This window comes from Burkholderia sp. MR1-5-21 (assembly GCF_053427715.1).
The window spans coordinates 573,542-598,218 of sequence record NZ_JBSAXD010000001.1 but is presented as its reverse complement, the minus strand read 5'-3'; the positions used below and the strand labels follow the sequence as shown (position 1 = coordinate 598,218).

Here is a 24,677-nt window from a genome sequence, read left to right as displayed (position 1 = left end):
CATGAAATCTGCGTCGACTCCCGTCAAAGGCTACCGGCGGATCATCCCTTCGGTGACCGCGCTCGTCGAATTCGAGGCGGTCGCGCGGCTCGGCAGCTTCACGCTGGCCGCCGACGAACTCGGCGTCACGCAGGCAGCGGTGAGTCGCCAGGTGAAGTTTCTCGAAGACACGCTCGGGTGCCGCCTGTTTCACCGTCTGCACCGTTCGATCGAACTCACCGAGGAGGGGGCGGCGCTGTATCGGGTTGTCGCCGAATCGATGCAGAAGATCGCCGGGGTATTCGACCGCCTGGCGAGCGGCCCCGCACAGCGGGAGTTCGTGCTCGCGGCCACGGCGGCCTTTTCCCATTTCCGCCTGCTTCCGCGGCTCGCGTCGCTGAAGCAGTCCCGGCCCGAACTGCAGCTTCGGCTCTCCACGTCGATGTTCACTGCGGACCTGCGGCACAAGGAGATCGATGTCGCGGTTCGTTATGGAAACGGAAGTTGGGGGGACGGCACCGCGACGCTGCTTTTCGACGAAGAAGTGTTCCCGGTCTGCTCGCCGGCGTGGGTCGAATCGCGCGGGACGCCCGAGTCGTTGCAGGAAATTGCCAACGCCGCGCTGATCGAGTCGGATTCCACGTCAGAGGGCTGGATGGGATGGGAAGCGTGGTTTCGGGCGGTGGGCTTCAATCCCGTGAGGCTGAATTTCGCTTTTCGGTGCAGCCTGTACACCGACGCAATCGAGGCAGCGCGCTACGGCCAGGGCATCGCGCTCGGCTGGGGCAGGCTCGTCCAGGGCCTGCTCGATACGGGAGAACTGGTTCGACTGCCGGCGGCTTCGCTCAGGATGACCGACGCGTACTACGTCGTCGTGCCGCACGGGCGCACGATCACCCCCGAAATCGACGGCCTGATCGACTGGCTTCGGGCAGACATCGATCGGGGGTGAAGTGCTGGCGAAGCCGCCCCGGGCCACCGCTGGCGGCGTCCGCGGTCGCATGACCTGAAGTAATGCCAGCCGGAAAATAAAGCGCGTTGACGCTCTTTTTCGTCAATCCAATACTGGGCTCAAGCGGGAACACACGAAGTCCCGCTCACCCTGAACATTGGAGAAAGGCGATGTCTGCGTTGCAAGCAAAGACCCATGGCGAATTGATCCGCAGCCGGCGGCCCGGCTATGGGATGCCCGGAGAACTGTTCGGCCGCCAGGACGTCTTCGACACAGACGTCGAGATTTTCTTCCACAAGCACTGGATCCTGGTCGGGGTCACCGCGGATGTTCCGGAGCCGGGCGACGTGTCGACCGTCGACATCGGCAAGGCGTCGGTCATCATCGTTCGCGACGATGACGAAAACATTCGTGCATACCGAAACGTCTGCCGTCACCGCGGCGCCCGCCTGAAGGCGGCCGGGAAGTCGACGGTCGGCATGCTCGTGTGTCCGTACCATCAATGGACGTACGATCTCGACGGAAGCCTGCGCCATGCGACGCACATGGGCAAGGACTTCGATACGCACTGCCGCAGCCTGCTGCCGGTGCACACGAAGATCATCGGCACGCATATTTTCGTGTGCCTCGACGATCGTGCACCGGAGGACATCGCGAAGCTGGAAGAGACGATGACGTCGCGCTTCGCGCCCTACGACCTGCGGGCCACCAAGATCGCCTTCGAACAGGAGATCATCGAGAACGGCAACTGGAAACTGGTCATCGAGAACAACCGCGAGTGCTATCACTGCGCGGGCACTCATCCGGAACTGACGGCGTCGTTCCTTCCGGAAGACTTCGGCTTCTGCCCCGATAACCTCGACGAAGCGTCGATTGGCGCGCTCGAAGCGTACAAGGCACGCAATGCCGCCTGCCAGCAGAGCTGGGAGCGCGACGGGTTCGCCGGATCGTCCGTCGAGTGGCTCGACGAGGACGCGGTCACCCAGTTCCGGACGCAGCAACTCGTCATCGCCGGCAGCGGGGAGTCGCAGACCATCAGCACCAAGGTCGCCTGCACCAGGCTGTTCGGCAATCTGCAACGGCGTGATCTCGGCGACGTGCATCTGTGGACGCACAATTCGTGGACGCACGTGATGAGCGACCATGCCGTCGTCTCGTACATCATCCCGCTCGCGCCGGACAGGACGCTCGTGCGCTCGAAATGGCTCGTCCACGCCGACGCGGTGGAAGGCGTCGATTACAACGTGTCCAATCTGACGGAAGTGTGGACTGCAACGAACCGGCAGGACCAGCACCTCGTCGAGATCACGCATGCGGGCACGCAGGATCCGGCGTATTCGCCGGGGATGTTCTCGCCGTTCACCGAAGCCTACGTGGACCAGTTCTCCCGTTGGTATGCGGCGCGGCTGAAGGCGCACGGCGTCTGAGGGGGAAGCACGATCATGAACGCCATTCAGACCATGTTCGACCCTGCGCCGGCGGTGGCCGACCGGCTTTCCGACGCCCGCACGTGGGAGTGCGGCAGCAGGGCGTGGCCGAGCAGCGAACGGCAGACGCTGACCTGTTGCCGCGTGATCGACGAAACGCACGACGTCAGGAGCTTCGAATTTCACACAGGCGACGGGTTGCCCGTGCGATTCGAGCCGGGGCAATTTCTGACCGTATCGACAAGCGTGGACGGACAATCCGTCGAGCGCTGCTATACGATCTCGTCGCCGCCGACACGCCCGTATCTCGTGTCCATCACCGTCAAGCGGGTGCCGGGCGGGGTCATGTCGAACTGGCTTCATGACAACATGAAGCCGGGCGCGCGGCTCGACGCATACGGTCCATCCGGCACGTTCACGACGACCGCGTCGCCTGCCGCGAAGATGCTGTACCTGTCGGCCGGCTCGGGCGTGACGCCGCTGATGTCGATGACGCGGGCGAGCATCGACCTGGGGCTCGATCGCGAGATCGTGTTCGTGCACAGCGCCAGGACGCCGGCCGACATCATTTTCCGCGAGGAACTGCAGCGGCTGGCGAAACTGTCGCCCCGTCTTCGTCTGTACTTCGTATGCGAAACCGTGGGCGGTCAGGAGCATTGGGCCGGCCCGACGGGCCGCCTCAGTCTCCCGATGCTGTCGGAGTGGGTGCCGGACTACGCCGATCGCGAGGTGTTCACCTGCGGGCCGGCCGGCTACATGAGCGCGGTGAGGGCATTGCTTCGCGAAGGCGGTCACGACCCGGCTCGCTATCACCAGGAAAGCTTCGACATCGCTGCGGGTACCGCGCCGGAGCCGTGCCCGCCCGAAAGCGCCGGCGGCCAGCAGACCTTCACGGTCAGGCTGTCACGCTCGTCGAAGCGCTTCACGATGAACGGATCGGAAACCGTGCTGGCCGCTGCAAAGAAAGCCGGCGTGGCAATCGCGTCGTCCTGCAGCCAGGGTGTTTGCGGCACGTGCAAGACGCGGCTTCTCGAAGGCGCGGTGGAGATGCAGCACAACGGCGGGATCCGGGATCGCGAAGTGCAGAAGGGCTTTCGGCTGCTGTGCTGCAGCCGTCCGACGTCCGATCTGGTGCTGGAGCTTTGATCTGCGCGCCGGTGAGCCGCGAATACGCCACGAGGATGTTCAATCGATAGCGGGGTGCCACGGGGCCCCGGAGGATGCGCATGTCGAATGCCGGGATGATCGACTTGGGTCGTGCTGCCGATACGGGGCGCGCGGAACAAACGCTGGAGGACGTCAGGGCATACAGGCTGGCCCGCGTGCGGGCGCAACTGCTGCTGCACGATTGTCCGGCGATACTGCTCTACGATCCGGTGAATATCCGCTACGCGACGGATACGTCGAACATGCAGATCTGGACCGGACGCAATCCGTCTCGTTACGTGCTGGTATTTGCCGACGGCCGCGTCGTCGGTTGGGAGTTCCATCGTTGCGAGCACGTGTGGGACGGACTGGGCCTCGACCTCGAACTGCGCAGCGCCGTCGGCTGGACCTTTTTCAGTGCGGGGCCCGACATCGAGCGTCGCGCCGATGGTTGGGCGCGTGAGATCGTCGACGTGTTGCGGCAACGCTCACCCGGCGCGCCCCGCCTCGCGGTCGACCGGCTCGACCCGGTTGGCACGGCCCTTCTGGTGAAGTACGGCCTCGCACTGGTGGATGGGCAGGCGATGATGGAAGTCGCCCGCGCCGTCAAGTCCCCCGGCGAGATTCTGCTGATGAAAGCGTCGCTGCGCGCTTGCGAAACGGGGATTGCGCGCATGCGTCGCGAGCTTCGGCCGGGCATGACCGAGCATGACCTTTGGGCGAACCTTCACTACGAGAACATCCGGTCCGGGGGCGAGTGGATCGAAACCCGGCTGCTTGCTTCGGGCGAGCGAACCAATCCGTGGATGCACGAGTGTTCGTCCAGGGTGCTGCAGCACGGCGAGTTGCTGGCGTTCGACACCGATATGGTCGGGCCCAACGGGTATTGCTCGGATATTTCGCGGACCTGGACGGTGGGACACACGCGGCCGACGGACGAGCAGCGCACGCTCTATGACGCTGCCCATACGCAGATCCATTTCAACATGGACCTGTTGCGTCCGGGCATGAGCTTCCGCGAGTTCTCGGAAAAGGCCTGGAAGATTCCCGATGCGTACCTGAAGAACCGGTACAGCTGTGTCGCCCACGGCATCGGCATGGTCGACGAATATCCGTCCATCGCTCATCAGGTGGATTGGGAGGACGCCGGCTACGACGGCGCGTTCGAAGCGGGCATGACGGTGTGCGTCGAGAGCTATATCGGTGCCGAGGGCGGAATCCAGGGCGTCAAGCTCGAACAGCAGGTCGTGATCACGGACGCCGGTTGCATGCCCCTCACGACGTGTGCATTTGAAACCGAATGGCTGTGACACGCGTTTGGCCGCTCGCTGTTCCTTCCATCCTCTATAGTTCAAGGCAACGGCCATTTCCTGAAATCGGGATCGAACCATGCTCGATTTTCCACGCAGATTGCTTGCCGCCGGCCTGAGTGTCGTCGCGTTGTCCTTCGCCTGCGGTCAGTCGTGCGCGCAACAAATCGTCAAGATCGGTGCGTCCAGCCCGCTGACGGGCGTCAGTGCCGCGAACGGCAAGGATCTCGAGAACGGCGTCCGCCTGGCCGTCGAGGAGGCGAACGCCCAGCGCATCAGGCTGGGCGGTCAGGAAGTCCGTTTCGAACTCGACTCGGTGGACGACCAGGGTGACCCGCGCATCGGTGTCCAGGTCGCCCAGAAGCTGGTCGACGACGGCGTGGCCGCCGTGGTCGGCTACTACAACTCCGGCGTGGCGCTGCCGTCCGCGCCGATATTCGCGAAGGCCGGCATCCCGCTGATCGACCCGGCCGCCACCAATCCGGCAATCACCCGCCAGGGATTGAAGACGGTCTTCCGCATCATCGCGACCGACACACAGAATTCCGGCGTTGCGGGGAAGTACGCCGTCGCCGTGATGAAGGCGCGGCGCATCGCAGTCATGGACGACCGGACCGCGTTCGGCCAGGGCGCGGTGGAGGAGTTCAAGAAGGCCGCGCTGGCTGCCGGCGGCACGATCGTCGCATCCGAATACACGAACGACAAGGCGGTCGAGTTCAACGCGCAACTCACGAACATCAAGGCGGCGAACGCGGACCTGCTGTACTTCGGCGGCCTGGACAACCAGGCGGCGCTCATTGCCAAGCGGATGCGGCAACTGGGCATGCACGTCCAGTTCGTCGGCAGCGGCGGCATCGCCGACAGCATCTTCATCAACGTCGCCGGCTCGGCGGCCGAAGGCGCGATGGCGTGGGAATACGGCCGGCCGATCGACACGCTTCCGCAAGGCAAGGCGTTCGCGCAGAAATTCAGGCAGCGCTTTGGCGCGAACATGCTCACCTATGCGCCGTTCGCCTACGACTGCGTATGGGTGATCATCCACGCGATGCAGCAGGCGAATTCCGCGACGCCCGCCGAGTTCCTGCCGGCACTTCGCGCGACACGCTACGACGGCATTACCGGAAAGATTGCGTTCGACGCGAACGGCGACCTGAAGAATCCGACTTCGACGCTCTATCAGGTAAAGGGCGGCCGCTGGATTCCGGTCACGACGATCGGCGCGGAGTGACGCGATCGCGTTTCATGACGCCGGCCGATTCCATGCATCGGCCGGCGTGAACAGCGGGTGGTTCTTCATGCAGCACCTGGTCCCGAAACTGACGGGGCCGCCGCGGAGAATTTGCTGCAAGGCCCCGCCCGACAGGCGAAAAAGCTGATTACTCGTGCCCTGCGACCGCGTGCGGAACGTACGGTCCTTCGAGCGCCGCGATTTCTTCCGCGCTCAGTTCGAGCGACAGCGCCGCAACGGCGTCATCGAGATGCTGGGCCTTCGACGCCCCGATGATCGGCGCGGTGACCCCGGACTTCTGCAGCAGCCACGCGAGCGCCACCTGCGCGCGCGGCACATTGCGCCGCCGTGCGATCGTCGCGACGGCCTCGACGATCGCGCGATCGTTGGCGGCATACGCTTCGTAAAGCGTCTTGCCGTAGACGTCGCTCTGCGCACGCTCGCTCGACGCATCCCAGTCGCGCGTGAGCCGGCCGCGGGCGAGCGGGCTCCACGGCAGCACCGCAACGCCCTGGTCGGCGCACAGCGGCAGCATCTCGCGCTCTTCCTCGCGATACAGCAGGTTCAGGTGATCCTGCATGCTGACGAACTGCGTCCAGCCGTTCAGCTTCGACGTGTAGAGCGCCTTGCTGAACTGCCACGCATGCATCGACGACGCGCCGATATAGCGCGCCTTGCCGGCCTTCACGACGTCGTGCAGCGCTTCGAGCGTTTCCTCGATCGGCGTCTGGTAGTCCCAGCGATGGATCTGGTAGAGATCGACGTAGTCGGTGCCGAGACGCTTCAGGCTATGGTCGATCTCGGTGAGGATCGCCTTGCGCGACAGGCCCGCGCCGTTCGGGCCGGGGCGCATGCGGTTGAACACCTTGGTCGCGATCACGACGTCGTCGCGCTTCACGAAGTCGCGCAGCGCGCGGCCGACGATCTCTTCCGACGTGCCGTCGGAATACATGTTGGCGGTGTCGAAGAAGTTGATGCCGGCGTCGAGCGCCTGGCGGAGAATCGGACGGCTCGCCTCTTCGTCGAGCGTCCACGGATGCGTGCCGCGCTCGGGCACGCCGTAAGTCATGCAGCCGAGACACAGACGCGAAACCTGCAGCCCTGTCGAACCGAGCCTGACATATTCCATTGCTGTTGCTCCTTGCGATTTTCCGGTTGGATGTTCGCCGCACACGCTGTGCGGCGAACCTTCGCAAGTGTATTACCGCGCGCAAAAACGCGCCGGACACCGCCGCGCGCCGGGGCGCCGAGCAACGCATCGGCGCCCCGGCGTCCGGCACGACGCTCAGCTGCCTTGCAGCCGGATGTCGCGCGACGATGCGCCGACGTACACGGTGCCGCCCGGCACGTAGCGCCAGCCGTTGCGCGACGTGTCCCACACGCTCTGCATGCGCGGCGACACAGTCACGTGGACGCGCCGCGTTTCGCCCGCATTCAGGCGGATCTTTTCCCATCCGACCAGCCGCTTCGGCGGCTCGTCCTTGTACGGCACGCCGAGGTATACCTGCGGCACATCCGCGCCGGCCACGCGTCCGTCGTTGCGCACGGTGAACGACACGCCGAGCGAGCCGTCACGCTGGCGCGACACCGACAGCCCCGAGTACGTGAAATGCGTGTACGACAGGCCATACCCGAACTCGAACATCGGCGCGATGTTCTTCGCGTCGTACCACCGGTAGCCCATGTCGAGCTGTTCCGCGTAGACGGGATCGCTGTCGAACGCGCCGTTCGCGCCCCAGGTCGGCGTGTCCGGGTCGCGCGCGGGGAACGTGACGGGCAGCCGGCCGGACGGATTGACCTGGCCGAACAGCACGTTCGCGATCGCGGTGCCGCCGCCTTCGCCCGGATACCACGCCTCGACGATCGCGGCGACGTGGTCCTTCCACGGCATCAGCACCGGATTGCCGCTTTCGACGACGACGATCGTATGCGGGTTCGCGCGCGCGACGGCGTCGACGAGCGCGTCCTGGTTCGACGGATTCGCGAGGGAGAGGCTCTGCAGGTCGCCGAAGTCCTCGCCGGCCGGCTGCGCGACGACGACGATCGCGACGTCCGAGCGGCCCGCGAGCGCCGCCGCCTGGTCGATTTCCTGCTGCGTATACGCGCGGAACGGCGCCTGCTGGTCGCTGTTGCCGGCGAAGCTGACCTGCGCGGCCGGCGCAAGCGCGCGGATCGCCGCGACGATCGGCACGTCGACCTTCAGCCACGGATTGCGCCACCAGCTGCAGCCGGTCGACGTGCCGAACGCGAGGCCGCCGCAGCCCGCGAACGAACCGGTCACCGGGGCGCGCGTATTGCCGGAGCCGCCGCCCGACAGCACGGCCGCGTCGGCGTGGCCGCCGATCACCGCGATCCGCGACAGCGTGGGCGCGAGCGGAAGCTGGTTGGCGTCGTTCTTCAACAGCACGATCGACTGTTCGGCGACGGCCTGTGCGAAGCGGTTCGCGGCCGCGAAGTCGATCTTGCCGCCGCCCTTCGGCGGATCGTCCATCACGCCGGTGCGGATCATCACGAACAGCTTGCGCCGCACCATGTCGTCGAGGCGGGCGGTCGACACGGAGCCGTTCGCGATCGCCTGCTTGACGGCGGCCGGCGTCAGGTACACGGTCGGCCCGACGTCCTCCTCTTCGTCGAGACCGGCATTGATCGCCTGCGCGGTGCTGTGCGTCGCGCCCCAGTCGGACTGGACCTGTCCTTCGAAGCCCCATTCGTTTTTCAGCACATCGTTCAGCAGATGCGCGTTCTCGCACGCGTAGGCGCCGTTCAGCCGGTTGTAGCTGCACATCACGCTGCCGGGCCGCGCGCGCTTCGCGGCGATCTCGAACGGCAGCAGGTAGAGCTCGCGCAGCGTGCGCTCGTCGATCTGGCTGTTGCCGCCCATGCGCCCGTGCTCCTGCTCGTTGCCGGCGTAGTGCTTGATGGTCGCGATCACCTTGTGCCGCTGCGTCGCGAGCGTGCGCTCGGCGAGCAGGTCGCCGGCGAGCAGCGGATCCTCGCCGAGATACTCGAACAGACGGCCGCCGCGCGGTTCGCGCGCGAGGTTGGTGCCGCCGCCGAGCCCCATTCCGAAACCCTGCGCGCGCAACTGAACCGCGACTTCCTTGCCGTAGTCGTACGCGACGCGGCGATCCCAGCTCGCGGCGACCGCGAGCGTCGCCGGGAACGTCGTGCTGGCCTGCGACGTGCTGCCCGAGCCTGTGGCCGAATCGACCATGTTCAGGTCGGGAATGCCGAGCCGCGGCACGCCCTGGATATAGCCCGCGCCGCCGCCGGGCACTTTGGACATTTCGTACTCTGAATGAATGAACTGCAGCTTCTCGTCGAGCGTCATCTTGCGCACGAGCAGGTCGGCGCGCCGCTGGGCGGCGGACGACGCGAACGCGTCGGCGGCGTCGGCAGGGGACGTGAAGTCGGTCGTGGCCGCGCTGGCGTTGATGCAGAGGGTCGCTGCCAGCACGGCGGCCGGCCAGAGTGTTGCCCGCATGTTGCTCTCCATGATTGTTATTGCCGGTTGTTCGGATGTGGTCCGGAGCTGCGCGCGTCCGATGGATTCGCACGGGACGCAGATGGCTGGCGATGCGGGATGGCTGCGGCGTCGCATGTCAGGCCACGCGGGGAATCGTCACGGCCGGGTGGGCCCGATCGCCACGGCACGGACGGATCGGATGTAGCGATTCTCTGCAGTGGCCTACGGTAGCAATGTAGTTTGACTACAGCATCGGTGTTTCTACCGATATGTCTGATCTTTTTGCGGGAGCGTTGCCGACGGGGCGGAGAACGTGGTCATCCTTCCCGAGCGGATGCGGCAATCGGCGTAAGAACTACCGGCGCGCAGCAGGTTCGGCCGCCGTCTGCGCGCGGCGATCGCGTCGCGCCCGCGCCAGCGGATTCGCGAGATAGCGGATCGCCCGATCGCTGATCGACGCCGACGGCAGCAGGCACGCGAACGTGAGCCCGCAGACGGCCAGTTTCTTGAACGGCCGCCAGAACGGATTGCGCAGCACCGTGTGTCAATAGCGTCCCGAGTCATGCAGGAACCAGCGCCAGCGCCGCCCGAGCGGCGCGCGATACAGCGCGCTCGCGAACAGCGCCTTCTCGATCGAGAAATCGTACGGGGACGTCGGCAGCGCTTCGTGCAAGCGCGCGCCGGCGAGCGTGCGCAGCGTCGTCCAGCGCTGGCCGGTCTTCGCCGCGCCGGTGGCCGCGTCTTCGGCATTGGCGAACGCGAGATCGGCGGCGCCGTCGCCCGAGCCTTCCGCTGCGTGTGCGGCCGATTGATGCGCGCGGTAGCCGCCGAGCGCGCGGTCGATCATGTGGACGGCGCCGAGCAGCGCGCTGCCGTAGATCGCATAGAAATCTGCGCCGTGGCGGTTGTCCGCGTTGACGGGGACCGGGAACAGGCGCCGCAACGCCGCGACCGCGTACGCGTTGCCCGATCCCGGCGGCGACGGATACAGCCAGCCGGCGCGCAGCAGCCGCCCGCAATCGGCATCGACCGCCGACTGCGGCACGGTGACCCCCGTCGCGGTACCGTCGTGCGTCAGCACGTCGAGCCGATAGTGGACCTTCACGTAGCCGCCGGCCGCGAAGGCCGCGAGCACCTGGCCGACCGCATCGGGATAGAGCACGTCGTCGGCGTCGAGAAAGATCACGTAGGGGCTCGCGATATGTTCGAGCGCACGGTTGTAGGCCGAAACCTGGCCGCCGTACGCCTGGAAGACCGCCGCGATGCGCTCGCCGTACGACGCGATGATGTCGCGCGACGCGTCGGTCGACCCGTCGTCGACGACCAGCACGCTCACGCCGCCGGCCGTCTGCGTGAGCGCGGAATCGATGGCGCCGCGCAGGTACGCGGCGTGGTTGTAGTTGCAGATCGCGACGGTGAGGTCTGCCATGTGCGGCTCCGTTGCAATGCCGGATTGAAACGTCGAGATTCGATGCTGCCGCCTGTCCGCCGACGAAGCGACGCGGGCCGCAGGCGTCGTGCCGACGCCGCGCTAACGCCGCGCTAGCGCCGTGCGGACGGGCTGCCGATCAGCGGAATCCCTTCGCGGTAGACATACGCTCGGTCGGCGCGGACATGGACGCGTTGCCTGCCGCCACGCCCGGTTGACGGACGGCCGCCGTCGCGCGCCGTCCGCATGACGGTCGATGCGCGGCACGCCGCACCCCGCGCATCGCCGCATCGCATGGCGGCCATGATACGGACATCGTTCATCCAGAAGCTGCCGTTCGCGCGCAAGCGTTACCGTAGCTACCTGCCGCTGTTTCCACTCGCGATCGAGCAGTTCGACCTGTCGGACTACGACATCGTGCTGTCGAGCTCGTATGCGGTCGCGAAGGGCGTGCTGAGCGGTCCCGACCAGTTCCATGCGAGCTACGTGCATTCGCCGGTGCGCTATGCGTGGGATCTGCAGCACCAGTACCTGAACGAGGCGGGGCTCGCGCGCGGGCTGAAGTCGGTGCTGGCACGCGCGCTGCTGCACTACATCCGCAACCGGGATGCGCGATCGGCGAACGGCGTCGATTGCGTGGCCGCGAATTCGCGCTTCGTCGCGCGTCGCATCCGCAAGACGTACCGGCGCGACGCGACTGTGATCTATCCGCCCGTCGACACGGACCACCTGACGCTGCGCGCGGACAAGGAAGACTTCTACCTGACCGCGTCGCGGCTCGTGCCGTACAAGCGGATCGACCTGATCGTCGAAGCGTTCTCGCGCACGCCATCGCGCCGGCTCGTCGTGATCGGTGACGGCCCCGAATACGCGAAGATCCGCGCGCTCGCGGGACCGAACATCACGTTGCTCGGGTACCAGCCGTTCGACGTCCTGCACGATCACCTGCAGCGCGCGCGTGCGTTCGTGTTCGCGGCCGAGGAGGATTTCGGCATCTCGCCGGTCGAGGCGCAGGCGTGCGGCACGCCGGTGATCGCGTTCGGCAAGGGCGGCGTGTGCGAGTCGGTGCGCGCGTGGCCGTGCGCACGGCCGACAGGGCTCTTCTACCGCACGCAGACGGCCGATGCGCTCGTCGATGCGCTCGACCGGTTCGACGCGCTGCCGGCCGGCACCTTCGGCGCGCATGCATGCCGCGTGCAGGCGGAACGCTTCGGCTCCGCACGCTTCAACGCCGAGTTCACGCGTTTCGTGCTGGAGGGCTATGCGCTGCTGCAGAACGAGATGGCCGGCGCTGCCGATGCGCGGCAGCGAGGGGCTGCGTGCGATATCCGGATCGACACTGCCGACGCCGACACGGATTACCTGCGCGCGTGACGGACGTGTTGCGGCGGGCAGGCCACAGCGCGATCATGTGCGTGTCGGCCGCAGGCATCGCAAAGCGCGCGCGAAACCCCCGGATTATGCGAATGGCGGAAGTGTTTTCGCATCTTTTGAACCATTCCGGAATGAATGGCGGGTAATCGTTCCGGCTTCGCGGGAAATTGGATAGTATTCCACACGGATTGACGGAAATGATCGAAGGTAATCCGGTCTGGATGACCGAATCGCACGGGCGAGGGGCGAGCGGCGGAGTAACCGACTGATTCGATGTTTAAAGTTTCGTAACAAGACCATCTTGAAACGGGGTGTACATTCAGGAGCGGATGAAACGGGTCCGTCATCCTGGCGAACCGGATCGAACGAGGACGGTTCGGCATGCAGGGTGAGCCTGGCGCAGGCGGCCCGACACGACGGCGGACGAATGTCCGCTGCATCGGCGCCTCGCCCACGCGAAGCGCCGCATCGAAGACGGAATGGCGCGGCCTGACCGGCCGTGCATTCCGTTCGAGTTCAATGAAGCGAGACTGGATGAAATCCGGCGCGTACTTCGGAACCAGCACGGAGTGCGACCTTGATTGCGCCCGTGGCACGCGCTTGCAGGCGTGGCCGGGCGGCGTTGCGCCGCAGGCCGCGTCGCACGCTGAAGGTTCGCGAGGTGGAGAGAGTGACGGTTCGTTATGAAAATGCCAATAACGCGCGACAAAGGGGGCGCAGCCGGGAGGGACGCTGGCCAGCGCCCTCTGATCTACTGGACGCAAGCGCCGTCCGTGATGCTGCGCAAGGAACTCGCGCGCCGCGACTGGAAAGTCACGATTGCCGCGCACGCAAACGAGGTGCGTGACAGCATCGGCGACACCACCTGCGGCATTCTCGACCTGGGCAGCTGCCAGGCCGATGCGATCGGCGAGATTGCGGCCGCGTGCGCGTGGATGCGCGACGTCGTGTGGGTTGCGCTCGTCGAGTCCGGGCAGATCGCGCTGCCGAGCGTGCGCGCGCTGCTACGCGATTACTGCTTCGACTACATCACGCTGCCGGCGTCGCATCAGCGGATCGCCGACACGGTCGGTCACGCATACGGGATGGAGCGCCTGTTCGCGCACGACCGCGAACTGCTCGACGCCGAGGAGCCGGGCATCGTCGGCACCTGCGGCCCGATGCAGCGGCTGTTCGACACGGTGCGGCGCTTCGCGCGCACCGATGCGCCGGTGTTCGTGTTCGGCGAGACGGGCACCGGCAAGGAGCTGACCGCGGTCGCGATCCATCGTCATTCCGAGCGGCGCAACGGTCCGTTCGTGGCGGTCAATTGCGGCGCGATTCCGCCGCATCTGATGCAGTCCGAACTGTTCGGCTACGAACGCGGCGCGTTCACCGGTGCGAACGCGCGCAAGATCGGCTACGTCGAGGCCGCGAACGGCGGCACGCTGCTGCTCGACGAGATCGGCGACCTGCCGCACGAGAGCCAGGCGAGCCTGCTGCGCTTCCTGCAGGAGCGTGCGATCCATCGGCTGGGCGGCAGCGAGCCGGTGCCGGTCGACGTGCAGATCGTGTCCGCGACGCACGTCGACCTGCGCGGTGCGATGGAAGAAGGGCGGTTCCGCGCAGACCTGTTTCACCGGTTGTGCGTGATGCGCATCGACCAGCCGCCGCTGCGCGCGCGCGGCAAGGACATCGAGCTGCTCGCGAACCACATGCTCGAGCGCTTTCGCGGCGACGCGCGCCATCGCGTGCGCGGATTCTCGACGGATGCGATCACCGCGCTGTACAAGCATGACTGGCCCGGCAACGTGCGCGAGCTGATCAACCGCGTGCGCCGCGCGGTCGTGATGACCGAAGGGCGGCTCATTACCGCACACGACCTCGAACTGGAAAGCGTGCTCGATGCGGCGTCGCCGTCCGTCGCGTCCATTCGCAAGTCGCTCGAGCGCGAAGCGATCGAACTCGCGCTGCTGCGCACGCGCGGGCGGGTCGCGGCATCCGCGCGCGAGCTCGGCGTATCGCGCGCGACGCTCTATCGCTGGATGGAAGCGTACGGGATCGAGCGGCCGCGCGGGACCGGGTCGTCGTCGGACTGATCGCCGCGCGCCGGCAGCCGTTCCGCCCGGAAGCCGGGCGGATTCATCGCATCACTCCGCCAGCCGTGCGCGGACGGTCTTGCCCGAATTGACGGCGCGGACCTCGATCAGCGGTAGTTCGTTCTGCACGGCATCGCGCACGTCGGCATTCAGCGGATCGAGCGCGGCGCGCGCCGGCAGGCCGGGCGCGACATGGAACCAGTCGTCGCGCGGGATGAACCCCGGCGCGTCGATCTGCACGTGCCGCGCGATGTGACGGGTGTCGATGTCGACCTGCCAGGCGCCGGCGACGCACGACGCCCGGACGTCGAGGCCGAGGTCCCGCCGCGCAAACACGTTCGGATGCGTGCGCGACGGGAAATGGAACGCCTGCGACAGGATCGCGCAGCCCGCGCGTGCGACCGGCGTGCGTCCGTCGCGCAACGCGGCGAGTTCGACCGCGACGGTGAGCGACGCATCGCGCTCGTTGACGACATGCACGTCGAGCCCGTTCAACCCTTCATCGACCAGCAGGATCTGCATGGGCTGCAGCACCTGCCGCAGCGCGTACCAGACCGATTTCGGCCGGTGCGCGGCGTCGACGACCCCCCAGCCAGCGCCCGACACGACCGTCACGCGTTCGGGCGCCGTCGACCATTTCGACCGGATCGCCGCGGATCCAGGCATGCTGTCGCGCCTGCAGCTCGACGCGGACCGCTATGTGCTGTTCGTCGGCTCGCTCGCGCCGGGCAAGAATCTCGCGCGCGTGCTCGAGGCGATCGCGCTGCTGCGCGTCTCGCATCCGAAGTTGCGATTCGTGATCGCGGGCGGCGCGAACGCGCGGATCTTCGGCGCATCGGTGCCCGGGCTGCGCGCGGACGACCCGCACGTGACCTGGGCCGGCTATGTGACCGACGGCGAGCTGAAGGCGCTGTACGAACATGCCGGCTGCTTCGTGTTCCCGTCGCTGTACGAAGGTTTCGGGTTGCCGCCGCTCGAGGCGATGCGCTGCGGCTGCCCGGTGATCGTGTCGCGCGAGGGGGCGTTGCCGGAGGTCTGCTCGGGCGGGGCGCTGTTTTGCGACGCGTGGTCGGAGGCGGACATCGCCGCGACGATCGTGCGGGTGATGGAAGACGCCGAGCTGCGCGCGCAGATGCGGGCGGCGGGCCGGGCGCACGCGCAACGCTATAGCTGGCACGCGTCCGCGCGGGCGCTGCTGGAGGTCGTGCGCGGCGGCGTGTGAAGGGGCGTGAGCGGCGCGAAGCCTGTCGTGGCGTCGCCTTATCCGGAGAAGATGGGCATTGCGGTGCGCAAGGACAACCCGAAGCTGCGCGACGGGCAGCGCGCTACGCGCCGAAGGCGGATCCGCCTGGCGTCATGGAATGGCATTACGCGCTACGCAGTCCGTAGAAACCTGCGAAAAACGACGGATCGCAACGTACCGCATGCGCTCAGCCCGAGGTCGGCGCGGCGCTGACCTGCGGCGCGACGGTCGCGTCCTTCGGCTGTGATTCGGGCGAGGCGGGCATGCTGGAAGGCGCGACGGCGTGCTGGATCGTCGGCACGACCATCGTCGGAAAGAGGGTCGCCAGCGCGACCCAGATGATGACGCCGAAAACCATGGCTGTCTCCCGAGTGTCGAGCAGAACGCACGCGCACGCCGGCGCACGGCGTGCGCGTGCGGCCTGCCACCACTCTACGGCGCACCTTTGTGCAGGGGATTGATCGAACTCAATTGCGGTGCGTCGGACCATTGCACGCAGTGCGTCCGTGCGTTCACGATAGTCGTCAGATTCCCGTCAAATGCATGGCCTACACTTGCTTGGCAAGCGGCGGGGCGCGTAACGGTACGCGCAGGCACGCACCGGACTGGATCGGAGCACGCGATGGCATGGGACGATGAGGACGAACGCGAATTGCGTCATGTCGAGGCGATGATCGACGAACTGTCGCGCGTCGACGCGCGCGAATACAGCGGTGCGACGACGACGGTGATGCGGCCCGCGTACTGGCGTGCGCGGCTCGAGGCGATCGGCGGACGGTTGCGTGCGGGCGGCCGCGCGGCGACCGTCGCGCAAACGTTGAACGCGCGTCTCGACGAGCTCGAACGGCGCCATCGGCGCGACGGCGACGAGAGAAAGGGAAAACGTTAGCGGCCCGAACGACACCCGCAACCCGCGCACGCGGTGCGCATTGGTCATATCGAATGCAGGATGCCGCACGCGCCGCGCATGTGCGTGACAAGCACATCGCTCGCCAGCCGGAAGGTGTGGAAAGCCCGCATTTGTTCGCGAGACACATTCACGTCACACTGCTGGAACGGTTCGCGCCGTCAATTTCGTGCCAGAAGGCACGGCGCGCCATTCGTTACGAGGAGCTCACTGCGATGCTGACCCCGCACGAATTGTCCACGCTGCTGCTGGTTGCCGATGCACCGCAGCATGTCGATCGTTCCAGTCCTGATTTCGATGCGCTCGTCGCGCATGCGTATGTCGAACTCGTGTCCGGTGCGCCGGGCGAAGGACCTCGCCCCGCGCTGACGCCGCAGGGATGCGGGCTGCTTGCACGCATCGGCGTCGATACATCCCGTCACGCATCGACGCGCGTGCAGGGCGCAAGCCGTGAAGTGCGCCGGCTCGCCGCGCGCAGCGCAGCAAGCGAATGCGAAACGATTTCGCGTCGGTCCCCGCTTTTCGCGAGCACGTTCCGCGGCGTCTGACGCCGGTCAACGCGCCGGGCAACACACGTCTGCTCATTGGGTTTATGCTGCGTCGAAGCGCCCGGCGTGTCGACTGAACGGGCGCCGGACCGGCCGCGCGGCGCGTGTCGCGCACGCGTTTCCCGCGCGCCGGATCATGCCCGCATGCCGTGCCTGTCTGCGACCTGCGGAACCCCTGGGAAGGAGGCACGACGATGGCGCTCGACGAACAGCAATGGCGGACGCTGCATCGCACGTTGCGCGAGCACGAGCAGACGTTGCGCGCGGAGATTCGCGCGAGCGAGCATCAGCGCGCATCGGAGTCGTACGCGGACCTGGCCGGCGCGGCGCCGGACGAAGGCGACGAGGCGAACGCCGATCTGTTCGTCGACGTCGATCATGCGCTGATCGGCATGAAGCTCGCGTCACTGCGCGCGGTCGCACGTGCATTGCAGCGGATGCGCGACGGAACCTACGGCGACTGCGCGGACTGCGACGCGCCCGTCGGCTACGAACGCCTGCTGGCGCGGCCGACCGCCGAGCGGTGCGCGCATTGCCAGAAGATTTACGAACGGCGTTACGCGACGGGAACGCGCCCGTCGCTCTGACGCCGCGCACGATTCGCGAACCGTGACGAACCGCCGGCAGCGGGGAACGCGATGCGGGAAGTCGATTATCTGTTGATCGGCGGCGGTGTCGCATCCGCGACCGCCGCGCTGACGCTGCGCCGCGAGGATGACGCGGCCACCATCGTGATGCTGTGCGGCGAAGCGGAGCTGCCTTATCGCAGGCCGCCGCTCACGAAGCTGCCGGACCTCGCCGGCATTGCGGGCAGCGTGGGTGGCGCGGGTGGCCGGGACGCGAATCTCGCGCTGCACGATGCGGTGTTCTATGCGGAGCAGCGGATCGACCTGTTGCTCGGCGCACGCGCGACGCACGTCGACCGGCATGCGCGTGTCGTGCAGACCGACGCGCACGGCGACTTCCAGTACCGCAAGCTGCTGATCGCAACCGGCACGTCGCCGCGCGTGCCGCAAGTGCCGGGCATCGATCTCGCGGGCGTGCTGTGCCTGCACACGCTGGCCGACATGCGGGCGTTGCAGCAGGCGGTGGCACGGGCCCGGCAAGTCGTGATTCTCGGCGCGGGCTTCATCGGCATCGAGCTCGCCGCGACGCTGCAGGCACGCGGCGTGCAGGTGACGCTGCTCGAGCGCGAACGGGACGTGTTTCCGACGCTGCAGTCCGACGTGCTGTCGCAATTCTTCGCGCGCTGCTGCGCCGAGCGCGGCATCGCGGTCCGCACGAACTGCGACGTGCGTGCACTGCTGGGCGACGGCAACGTCGAGGCGGTCGAGACGAGCGACGGCGACACGCTGCCGTGCGACGTCGCGATCGTCGCCGTCGGCGTGACGCCGAACTGCGCATTCCTGGCCGACAGCGGCCTGCCGATCGACGACGGCATCGAGGTCGATGCGTTCCTGCGCACGGCCGATCCGAATATCCATGCGGCGGGCGACGTCGCGAGTTTCCACGACCCGATCTTCGGTGTGCGGCGCCGCATCGAGCACTGGGACAACGCGATCCGGCAAGGCAAGATCGCCGCGCGCAACATGGTGGGCCACCAGGTGCCGTACCGCGACGTGTCGATCTTCTTCGGCGACGTGTTCGGCGTGTCCTACAACTTTCTCGGCGACCATGCCGGCGCGACCGACACGGTCGAGCGCGGCACGCCCGGCGAAGGCCCGTATGCGCTGCTGTACCTGAAGGACGACGTGTTGCGCGCCGCGTTCGTGATCGACCAGCCCGCCGCGAGCATCGCGTCGCTGGCCAATGCGATCTCGATGCGGCTCGACCTGAAGACGGAGCGCGCTCGCCTGCGCGATGCCCGGTTTCCGCTCGCTCGCCTGCCGGAACAGGCGATGCTGATCCTGCAGGGCGGCGGTGCGCTCGGCGCATTCGAATGCGGCGTCGCCCGCGCGCTCGACGAGCACGGGATCCGGCCGGACATCGTGTCCGCGGTGTCGATCGGCGCGTTCAACGGCGCGATCATCGCGAGCCATCCGAAGGAGCCGTCGCGTGCGCTCGACGCTTTCTGGCGCGAACTCGCGATTCCGCTGCCGACGACGGGCGGCCCGCAATGGCAGCAGCTGATGCTGTCGGCGTACGTGTTCTGGTTCGGCGTGCCCAACTTCCTGCAGCCGCGCTGGTGGAATCCGCTGAACGGCATCGACTGGCTCTACGGACGCACGACGAGCCTGTACGACCCGCATCCGATCCTGAAGCTGATCGAAAAGTACGTCGATTTCGGATCGCTCGGCGACAGCCCGACGCGCCTGTTGATCAGCGCCGTCGACGTGAAGAGCGGCGAGCCGCGCATCTTCGACAGCTATGTCGACCGGCTGACGCCCGAGCATCTGCTCGCGAGCGGCAGCCTGCCGCCGGGGATTCCGTGGACGAAGCTCGACGGACACGCGTACTGGGACGGCGGCATCGTCAGCAATTCGCCGCTCGACCTCGTGCTCGAGCGGTGCGGCCGGATCGGCGGGCGGATCTTCATCGTCGACCTGTTCACCGGCAGCAAGCGGATGCCGGAAAACCTCGTCGAAGTGATGCTGCGCCGCGAGGAGATCAGCTACATGGACCGCGTGCGCAGCGACTTGCGCTTCGAGGAATACGCGAACGACTTCAGCGATCTCGTCGGCGGCATCATGACGCACGTCGCGGAGCCGGCCGCCAGCGCGATCCGCCAGCAGCCGCTCTATATCCGGCTGATGGGCAATCGCGCGCCGATCCACGTCGAGCGGATCGCGCTGCATCGCACCGGACCCGTGACGTTCGCGACCGATTACGACTTCTCCGCCACGATGATCGCCGAGCTGCAGGCGCGCGGTTACGCAGAGGGGCTGAAGGCGCTGGCGGGTGGCGAGGCGGGCTGACGATGCGGGTCGCGTGAACGCGCGACGATGCATTGACGCGATGCCGGCGTTGCGCGCTGCACGCATGCTCGAAACCCGCGCTGCATCGGCCGCCGCCATATCGACCTTGCGCAACGCAACAACGCTGTACGGCGCGATACTGAGCCTGTCGTGCCGGGCGTCGCGCGGACCGATCGCCGCGCCGTCGGCCGGCGGGCGCCGCCGCCGGCGTTCCGGCACGACCCATGCATGTGTCGCCGGGCGGCGTCGCGGGGATCCGGAACCTGCACGGACCGCGCGGGCGGCGTAGGATGGGACCTGGCGCCCGGCGTTCGTGGTCAACGCGCCGGGCCGGCAGGTGCCGTCCGGATGCGGCGCCATCCATGTGCAACGGAGCGACGCCGATCATGTCGATCCACAATGCCGAATGCGCGGCGGTGTTCGCCGAGATCGCCGACATGCTCGAAATCCAGGGCGCCAACCCGTTTCGGGTGCGTGCGTACCGCAACGCCGCGCGCACGATCGCCGACTACGGCCGCGACATTCCCTCGATGGTCGCGAAAGGCGAGGATCTCGGCCGGATCCCGTCGATCGGTGTCGATCTTGCGTCGAAGCTGCGCGAAATCGCGGTGACCGGCACCTGCGAGCTGCAGCAGACGCTGCGCCGCGCATTGCCGCCCGCGATCGTCGAACTGCTCGATGTGCAGGGGCTCGGCGCGAAGCGCGTGAAGGCGCTGCACGACGGGCTGCATGTCGAAACGCTCGAACAGCTGAAGGCGGCGGCGAAGAGCGGACGCATCCGCGAACTGCCGGGCTTCGGCGCGAAAACCGAAGCGCATCTGCTCGAAGCGATCGACGAACGCCTGCATCATGCGCCGCAGCGCTTCCTGCTGCCGTTTGCCGAGCAGTCGCTGATGCCGCTGCTCGACAGGTTGCGTGCGGTGCAGGGCGTCGGCGACGTGGTGCCGGCAGGCAGTTTCCGGCGCCGCCGCGAAACCGTCGGCGATCTCGACGTGCTCGTGACCGCGCGCGACCCGGCGGCGGTCGCCGACGCATTCACCGGCTACGGCGAGGTCGAGCGTGTGCTGGCGAGCGGCGCGACGCGTTCGAGCGTCGTGCTCCGCAGCGGCCTGCAGGTCGACCTGCGCGTCGTCGATGCCGATGCGTTCGGCGCGGCGCTCGTCTACTTCACCGGGTCGAAGGCGCACAACATCGCGTTGCGCCGCATCGCGCAGGCGGGCGGCCTGAAGATCAACGAGTACGGCGTGTTTCGCGGCGACGACCGGATTGCCGGCGCGACCGAAGCGTCGGTCTACGAAGCGATCGGCCTGCACTGGGTGCCGCCCGAATTGCGCGAGGATCATGGCGAAATCGATGCGTCGCGCGCGGGCGGCCTGCCGGCGCTTGTCGAGCGCAAGCATCTGCGCGGCGACCTGCACGCGCACACCGATGCGTCGCACGGCCGCGACGGCTTGCGCGCGATGGCGGAGGCCGCCCGTGCGCGCGGCCTGGCGTATCTCGCGATCACCGACGTGGCGCAGCGCGACGGCCGCGCACGGGGCATCGACGCCGGACGGCTCGCGCGGCAGATCGACGACATCGATCGCCTGAATGAATCCTTCGACGATTTCGTGCTGCTGAAGGGCGTCGAAGCGGACATCCGCGAAGACGGCAGTCTCGACTTGCCGGACGACGTGCTCGGCCGGCTCGACCTCGTCGTCGGCGCGGTGCGCGACGGCTTCGACCTGCCGCGTGCCGCGCAGACCGATCGCGTGCTGCGCGCGATGGATCATCCGCATTTCACGATCCTCGCGCATCCGACCGGCCGCCTGCTCGGCGAACGGGACGCATGCGAACTCGACCTGCCGCGCGTGATCGAGCATGCGCGCGCGCGCGGCTGCTTCCTCGAACTGGACGCGCAGCCGCAGCGGCTCGATCTCGCGGACATCTGGTGCCGCGAGGCCGCGCAGGCCGGCGTGCTGGTGGCGATCGGCTCCGACGCGCACCGGGCCGACGAGCTGGACGATCTCGATTTCGGCGTCGACCAGGCGCGGCGCGGCTGGCTCACCTGCACCGACGTGCTCAACACGCGCACGCTCGCGCAACTGCGGCCGCTGCTGGCGCGCACGATGGGCGGCGCGGGCAGCACGCATCGCGAGCCGGCGCGGCACCGCACGAAGGAGGCGTGATGGCGGGCGCGACGTGCGATGCCGGCGACGGCATGCTGCTGACCGATTTCTACGAGCTCACGATGCTGCAGGCGTACTTCGACGCCGGGATGAACGACGTCGCGAGCTTCGAGTTCTTCGTGCGCGCGTTGCCGCCGCAGCGCAACTTCCTGATGGCGTCCGGGCTGGCGCCCGTGCTGACGTATCTCGAGCAGGCGCGGTTCACGGGCGCCGACCTCGATTGGCTGACCCGGACGGGACGGTTCCGCGCGGACTTTCTCGCATCGCTCGCCGACTGGCGCTTCACCGGAGCAGTGGAGGCGATGCCCGAAGGCACCGTCTGTTTTGCCGACGAGCCGATGCTGCGGATCACCGCGCCGTTGCGCGATGCGCAGCTCGTCGAGAGCCGCGTGATGAACCTGCTGCATTACGCGACGCTCGTCGCGAGCAAGGCGGCGCGCACGGTGCTGGCTGCGCCGGGGCGATTGCTCGTCGATTTCGGCCTGCGCCGCGCGCATGGCGCGGAAGCGGGGTTGCTGTCCGCGCGCGCGAGCTATCTCGCGGGCTTCTCGGGCACGGCGACGGTCCTGGCCGCCGCGCGCTACGGGATACCCGCGTTCGGCACGATGGCGCATTCGTACGTGCAGGCGCACGGCGACGAGGCGCGCGCGTTCGAGCATTTCGCGCGATCGCAGCCGGACAACGCGGTGCTGCTGATCGATACGTACGACGCGGAACGCGCCGCGCAGATCGTCGTGGAGACGGCACGCAAGCTCGCGCCGGAAGGAATCGCGATCAAGGGCGTGCGGCTCGACAGCGGCGACCTCGCGGCCCATGCGCGACGTGTGCGCGACATCCTCGATCGCGGCGGACTCGCGCAGGTGACGATCTTCGCGAGCGGCAATCTCGACGAATACGGGCTGCACGACCTGCTGGCGCGCGGCGCGCCGATCGACGGCTTCGGCATCGGCACGCGGATGAACACGTCGGCGGATGCGCCGTCGCTCGACTGTGCGTACAAGCTCGTCGAATATGCGGGCGTGCCGCGCCGCAAGCGTTCCGAAGGGAAGGCGACATGGCCGGGCCGCAAGCAGGTGTTCCGGCGTTTCGACGCGCACGGACGGATCGATGCCGATTGCCTCGCGCTCGCGCGCGAAACGCACGCGGGCATCCCGCTGCTCGGGCCGGTCATGCGCGACGGCGTGCCGCTTGCGTTGCCGTCGCTCGATGCAAGCCGCGCGTATGCGGCCGACCAGCTCGCGACGCTGCCCGAACGCACGCGAACGCTGACGGCGGCGGAGCCGGTCGCCGTCGAGATTTCGGCGGCGCTGGCCGGGCTGGTCAAGCGGATGGATGCGCGGCAGGCCGCGTGACGACGCAGTTCCGGCCGCGCGTCCGCCGGGCTTCAGGCGAGCATGTCCTCCGCAGGCACGTACGGCAGCCCGAGCGCCCGCGCGACCGCTTCGTAAGTGACGTGTCCGTCGCATACGTTCAGGCCGGCAAGCAGATGCACGTCGTCGGCCATCGCGCGTTTCCAGCCCTTGTCGGCCAGCGAGATCGCGTGGCCGATCGTCGCGTTGTTCAGCGCGAACGTCGACGTGCGCGCGACCGCGCCGGGCATGTTCGCGACGCAGTAGTGGACGACGCCGTCGACGACGAAGGTCGGGTCCGCATGCGTAGTCGGGTGCGACGTCTCGAAGCAGCCGCCCTGGTCGATCGCGACATCGACGACGACGGCGCCGGCGCGCATCTTCGCGATCAGGTCGCGCGTGACGAGCCGCGGCGCCGACGCGCCGGGCACGAGCACGGCGCCGATCACGACATCCGCGTCGCGCACCGCTTCCTCGATCGTGTGCGCGTTCGAGCAGACCGTCGTGATCCGGTTGCCGAAGATCAGGTCGAGCTGGCGCAAGCGGCCGACGTTGTTGTCGAGCACGACGACCCGCGCGCCCATGCCGACCGCCATCTGCAGCGCGCCCGTGCCGACGACGCCCGCACCGAGCACGACGACGTGCGCGGCCGGCACGCCCGGCACGCCGGCCATCAGCAGGCCCATCCCGCCGCGCGGACTCTCGAGATGCGTCGCCGCGACCTGGATCGACATGCGTCCCGCGACCTCGCTCATCGGCGCGAGCAGCGGCAGCCCGCCGCCGGGCGCGGTCACCGTTTCGTACGCGATGCATACCGCGCCGGACTTGACGAGCGCCGCCGTCTGTTCCGGATCGGGTGCGAGATGCAGGTACGTGTACAGCATCTGGCCGCGCCGCAGCATCGCGCACTCGGCCGGTTGCGGCTCCTTGACCTTGATGATCATGTCGGCCCGCGCGAAGAGCTCCGGCGCGCCGTCGCACAGCGTCGCGCCGGCGGCCGCGTAGTCGTCGTCGTGCAGTCCGATCGCCGTGCCGGCGTTGCGCTGCACCAGGACCTGGTGTCCGTGGCGGGTCAGTTCGCGCGTGCCGGCCGGCGTGAGCCCGACGCGATATTCATGGTTCTTGATCTCCTTCGGCACACCGATCAGCATGGGTCAC

Annotated in this window: 16 protein-coding genes and 4 pseudogenes; 14 read left to right on the top strand and 6 right to left on the bottom strand. The window is 67.6% G+C overall.

Annotated elements, in window-relative coordinates:
* The first annotated feature begins 1 nt into the window (after position 1).
* From ACV229_RS02525 to ACV229_RS02505, 5 genes are all read left to right on the top strand, one after another.
* Complete coding sequence (locus ACV229_RS02525) at positions 2 to 931, top strand: LysR substrate-binding domain-containing protein (RefSeq protein ID WP_448081530.1); 930 nt, start codon at positions 2 to 4, stop codon at positions 929 to 931.
* Positions 932 to 1,101: 170 nt separating this feature from the next.
* Positions 1,102 to 2,358 carry an aromatic ring-hydroxylating oxygenase subunit alpha gene (locus ACV229_RS02520; RefSeq protein ID WP_448081529.1) on the top strand — a complete coding sequence of 419 codons (1,257 nt, stop codon included), beginning with the start codon at positions 1,102 to 1,104 and terminating at the stop codon, positions 2,356 to 2,358.
* 15 nt (positions 2,359 to 2,373) lie between these two features.
* Complete coding sequence (locus ACV229_RS02515; RefSeq protein ID WP_448081528.1) at positions 2,374 to 3,504, top strand: FAD-binding oxidoreductase; 1,131 nt, start codon at positions 2,374 to 2,376, stop codon at positions 3,502 to 3,504.
* A 95-nt stretch (positions 3,505 to 3,599) separates the two neighbouring features.
* Entirely contained in the window at positions 3,600 to 4,814 is a 1,215-nt protein-coding gene (locus ACV229_RS02510) for a M24 family metallopeptidase (RefSeq protein WP_448081568.1), read from the top strand.
* Positions 4,815 to 4,893: 79 nt separating this feature from the next.
* Positions 4,894 to 6,042 (top strand): branched-chain amino acid ABC transporter substrate-binding protein, encoded by a 1,149-nt coding sequence (locus ACV229_RS02505; RefSeq protein ID WP_448081527.1) that lies wholly within the window; start codon positions 4,894 to 4,896, stop codon positions 6,040 to 6,042.
* A 148-nt stretch (positions 6,043 to 6,190) separates the two neighbouring features.
* Here the strand turns inward: ACV229_RS02505 and ACV229_RS02500 are convergent, their stop codons facing one another.
* The 3 genes and pseudogenes from ACV229_RS02500 to ACV229_RS02490 form a co-directional block, all read right to left on the bottom strand.
* A complete protein-coding gene (locus tag ACV229_RS02500) occupies positions 6,191 to 7,171 on the bottom strand; it encodes an aldo/keto reductase (RefSeq protein ID WP_448081526.1) in 981 nt (326 codons plus the stop codon).
* A gap of 156 nt (positions 7,172 to 7,327) precedes the next feature.
* Complete coding sequence (locus ACV229_RS02495) at positions 7,328 to 9,526, bottom strand: glycoside hydrolase family 3 C-terminal domain-containing protein (RefSeq protein WP_448081525.1); 2,199 nt, start codon at positions 9,524 to 9,526, stop codon at positions 7,328 to 7,330.
* Positions 9,527 to 9,863: 337 nt separating this feature from the next.
* A pseudogene (locus tag ACV229_RS02490) lies at positions 9,864 to 10,937 on the bottom strand (glycosyltransferase family 2 protein).
* A 306-nt stretch (positions 10,938 to 11,243) separates the two neighbouring features.
* On the opposite strand from ACV229_RS02490, the pseudogene ACV229_RS02485 reads away from it, so the two are divergent.
* Positions 11,244 to 12,311 (top strand): annotated as a pseudogene (locus tag ACV229_RS02485) (glycosyltransferase); the annotation flags it as partial.
* A gap of 683 nt (positions 12,312 to 12,994) precedes the next feature.
* Positions 12,995 to 14,389, top strand: coding sequence for a sigma 54-interacting transcriptional regulator (locus tag ACV229_RS02480; RefSeq protein ID WP_448081524.1), 1,395 nt, complete (start codon positions 12,995 to 12,997; stop codon positions 14,387 to 14,389).
* A gap of 51 nt (positions 14,390 to 14,440) precedes the next feature.
* On the opposite strand, the pseudogene ACV229_RS02475 reads toward ACV229_RS02480, so the two are convergent.
* Positions 14,441 to 14,998, bottom strand: a pseudogene (locus tag ACV229_RS02475) (glycoside hydrolase family 2 protein); the annotation flags it as partial.
* Between ACV229_RS02475 and ACV229_RS02470 the strand changes: the two are divergent.
* Positions 14,985 to 15,611: pseudogene (locus ACV229_RS02470) on the top strand (glycosyltransferase family 4 protein); the annotation flags it as partial. The pseudogenes ACV229_RS02475 and ACV229_RS02470 sit on opposite strands and share 14 nt — an antisense overlap.
* Positions 15,612 to 15,819: 208 nt before the next feature.
* Here ACV229_RS02470 and ACV229_RS02465 read toward each other — a convergent pair.
* On the bottom strand, positions 15,820 to 15,990 hold the full coding sequence (locus tag ACV229_RS02465) for a hypothetical protein (protein ID WP_448081523.1): 171 nt from the start codon (positions 15,988 to 15,990) through the stop codon (positions 15,820 to 15,822).
* Between the two features lie 264 nt (positions 15,991 to 16,254).
* On the opposite strand from ACV229_RS02465, the gene ACV229_RS02460 reads away from it, so the two are divergent.
* The 6 genes from ACV229_RS02460 to ACV229_RS02435 all read left to right on the top strand — a co-directional run bounded on the left by ACV229_RS02460 (position 16,255) and on the right by ACV229_RS02435 (position 23,522).
* Entirely contained in the window at positions 16,255 to 16,521 is a 267-nt protein-coding gene (locus ACV229_RS02460) for a hypothetical protein (RefSeq protein WP_448081522.1), read from the top strand.
* A gap of 233 nt (positions 16,522 to 16,754) precedes the next feature.
* On the top strand, positions 16,755 to 17,087 hold the full coding sequence (locus ACV229_RS02455; protein ID WP_448081521.1) for a hypothetical protein: 333 nt from the start codon (positions 16,755 to 16,757) through the stop codon (positions 17,085 to 17,087).
* Between the two features lie 194 nt (positions 17,088 to 17,281).
* The gene (locus ACV229_RS02450; RefSeq protein ID WP_448081520.1) at positions 17,282 to 17,674 is read left to right on the top strand and encodes a TraR/DksA family transcriptional regulator; all 393 of its coding nucleotides are present in this window, start codon (positions 17,282 to 17,284) and stop codon (positions 17,672 to 17,674) included.
* A gap of 51 nt (positions 17,675 to 17,725) precedes the next feature.
* Positions 17,726 to 20,002 (top strand): FAD-dependent oxidoreductase, encoded by a 2,277-nt coding sequence (locus tag ACV229_RS02445; protein WP_448081519.1) that lies wholly within the window; start codon positions 17,726 to 17,728, stop codon positions 20,000 to 20,002.
* 386 nt (positions 20,003 to 20,388) lie between these two features.
* Entirely contained in the window at positions 20,389 to 22,170 is a 1,782-nt protein-coding gene (gene polX, locus ACV229_RS02440) for a DNA polymerase/3'-5' exonuclease PolX (RefSeq protein WP_448081518.1), read from the top strand.
* Positions 22,170 to 23,522, top strand: coding sequence for a nicotinate phosphoribosyltransferase (locus ACV229_RS02435; RefSeq protein ID WP_448081517.1), 1,353 nt, complete (start codon positions 22,170 to 22,172; stop codon positions 23,520 to 23,522). The genes polX and ACV229_RS02435 overlap by 1 nt, the downstream gene beginning before the upstream one ends.
* Positions 23,523 to 23,554: 32 nt before the next feature.
* Here the strand turns inward: ACV229_RS02435 and ald are convergent, their stop codons facing one another.
* Positions 23,555 to 24,670 carry an alanine dehydrogenase gene (gene ald, locus ACV229_RS02430; protein WP_448081516.1) on the bottom strand — a complete coding sequence of 372 codons (1,116 nt, stop codon included), beginning with the start codon at positions 24,668 to 24,670 and terminating at the stop codon, positions 23,555 to 23,557.
* Positions 24,671 to 24,677: the final 7 nt, after the last annotated feature.

Excerpts from the sequence above, each read along its gene's own strand:
- ACV229_RS02525 (WP_448081530.1), top strand. The coding sequence starts at position 2 with ATGAAATCTGCGTCGACTCCCGTCAAAGGCTACCGGCGGATCATCCCT.
- ACV229_RS02520 (WP_448081529.1), top strand. The coding sequence starts at position 1,102 with ATGTCTGCGTTGCAAGCAAAGACCCATGGCGAATTGATCCGCAGCCGG.
- ACV229_RS02515 (WP_448081528.1), top strand. The coding sequence starts at position 2,374 with ATGAACGCCATTCAGACCATGTTCGACCCTGCGCCGGCGGTGGCCGAC.
- ACV229_RS02510 (WP_448081568.1), top strand. The coding sequence starts at position 3,600 with ATGATCGACTTGGGTCGTGCTGCCGATACGGGGCGCGCGGAACAAACG.
- ACV229_RS02505 (WP_448081527.1), top strand. The coding sequence starts at position 4,894 with ATGCTCGATTTTCCACGCAGATTGCTTGCCGCCGGCCTGAGTGTCGTC.
- ACV229_RS02500 (WP_448081526.1), bottom strand. The coding sequence starts at position 7,171 with ATGGAATATGTCAGGCTCGGTTCGACAGGGCTGCAGGTTTCGCGTCTG.
- ACV229_RS02495 (WP_448081525.1), bottom strand. The coding sequence starts at position 9,526 with ATGCGGGCAACACTCTGGCCGGCCGCCGTGCTGGCAGCGACCCTCTGC.
- ACV229_RS02480 (WP_448081524.1), top strand. The coding sequence starts at position 12,995 with ATGAAAATGCCAATAACGCGCGACAAAGGGGGCGCAGCCGGGAGGGAC.
- ACV229_RS02465 (WP_448081523.1), bottom strand. The coding sequence starts at position 15,990 with ATGGTTTTCGGCGTCATCATCTGGGTCGCGCTGGCGACCCTCTTTCCG.
- ACV229_RS02460 (WP_448081522.1), top strand. The coding sequence starts at position 16,255 with ATGGCATGGGACGATGAGGACGAACGCGAATTGCGTCATGTCGAGGCG.
- ACV229_RS02455 (WP_448081521.1), top strand. The coding sequence starts at position 16,755 with ATGCTGACCCCGCACGAATTGTCCACGCTGCTGCTGGTTGCCGATGCA.
- ACV229_RS02450 (WP_448081520.1), top strand. The coding sequence starts at position 17,282 with ATGGCGCTCGACGAACAGCAATGGCGGACGCTGCATCGCACGTTGCGC.
- ACV229_RS02445 (WP_448081519.1), top strand. The coding sequence starts at position 17,726 with ATGCGGGAAGTCGATTATCTGTTGATCGGCGGCGGTGTCGCATCCGCG.
- polX (WP_448081518.1), top strand. The coding sequence starts at position 20,389 with ATGTCGATCCACAATGCCGAATGCGCGGCGGTGTTCGCCGAGATCGCC.
- ACV229_RS02435 (WP_448081517.1), top strand. The coding sequence starts at position 22,170 with ATGGCGGGCGCGACGTGCGATGCCGGCGACGGCATGCTGCTGACCGAT.
- ald (WP_448081516.1), bottom strand. The coding sequence starts at position 24,670 with ATGCTGATCGGTGTGCCGAAGGAGATCAAGAACCATGAATATCGCGTC.